The organism is Mesorhizobium sp. M4B.F.Ca.ET.017.02.2.1 (assembly GCF_003998955.1).
Taxonomy (GTDB): Bacteria; Pseudomonadota; Alphaproteobacteria; order Rhizobiales; family Rhizobiaceae; genus Mesorhizobium; species Mesorhizobium abyssinicae.
On record NZ_RZOF01000671.1, the window covers coordinates 1 to 761 of the forward strand.

The window sequence follows — 761 nt, forward strand, 5'->3', positions numbered from 1 at the left end:
AGGCACCGCTGTGCAAGCAGCCTTCTCACGGTTCCAAGGCCTTGAGCGCCGCCGGAACCGGATAGCGGTTGCCGTCAAAGCGGAGCCGGTAGGTTCGTTTCACAGGCTTGCCGGGGTGCGACTGGCATTCGCCCTGCGTGTCGAGGTCGGGCTCGTCGGTATCCCTCCGCTCGACCACGCTGATGTCGCGGTAACCGTGGTGGCTCGCCGATCGCATTGACAGGCCGGCTTTGCTGGAATGAAAGGATCCGGCGCAATTGGCGTCGCCTTCGCCGCCATAGCTGTCGACGACGAGGCCGTCGAGCACCAGGCGCAGCCCATCGCGGGTGAGGGCATAGAGCCTGAGGTCGGTTTCACGGAAGGGATTGGGCCGAGAATCGCTTGCCATTTCGATGCGCAGGCCGAAGGCGCTTACATCGGGCGCCAGCCTGTAGCGGCCGGTATCGAACTCGATCTTGCGGATGTAGATGGCATCATCATTCATCAGCCCGGGCTGGAGCAGGCGCTGGCGCACGCGCAGGCTGTTCATGTCGAGGACGAGAATCTCGATATCGCCGACATGCTGGCCGTCGCCGGACTTGGCGCTGTCGATCAGTGGCACAGCGACCAGCAGCAGGTCGTCATGGGCGGGCCAGACCTTGCAGACCAGGCCGAATGAATTGTCGCCTTCCCGCAGCGTCAGGGAGATGCTGGTATGGGGTTCCAGCGTGAACGATCTTTCGTCGGCGCTCTTCTGCGCATTGGGATAGGCCAGTTGCACC

Annotated in this window: 1 protein-coding gene; it reads right to left on the bottom strand. The window is 63.2% G+C overall.

The window, feature by feature from the left end; translation table 11 throughout:
• Positions 1–25: 25 nt before the first annotated feature.
• On the bottom strand, positions 26–761 hold a 736-nt coding region (locus EN738_RS34755), incomplete at its 5' end, for a hypothetical protein (RefSeq protein WP_127287412.1).